Origin of the sequence: Gemmiger formicilis, assembly GCF_016901605.1 — a bacterium.
Lineage (GTDB): Bacteria > Bacillota > Clostridia > Oscillospirales > Ruminococcaceae > Gemmiger > Gemmiger formicilis_B.
The window spans coordinates 1-216 of the sequence record NZ_JACJKP010001044.1 but is presented as its reverse complement, the minus strand read 5'-3'; the positions used below and the strand labels follow the sequence as shown (position 1 = coordinate 216).

At 55.1% G+C, this 216-nt stretch carries 1 protein-coding gene; it reads left to right on the top strand.

The annotated features are described in order from the left end of the window. Positions 1-216: hypothetical protein (locus tag H6B10_RS17690; protein WP_204652589.1), on the top strand; the 216-nt coding region annotated here is incomplete at both ends.

The window sequence follows — 216 nt, the reverse complement described above, 5'->3', positions numbered from 1 at the left end:
GTCGGCCAGTACCATATCTGCCACATTTTTGGTCACATCGGTGCCGGTAATGCCCATACCGATACCGATATCCGCCATTTTGATGGACGGCGCATCGTTGACGCCGTCACCGGTGCGGAACTGGACGAGATTTCCGATGAGGAACTGACACGGGCCGTCCGGAATTACAGTGTATATGCCCGGGTGCAGCCGGAGCATAAATCTCGCATTGTTTCG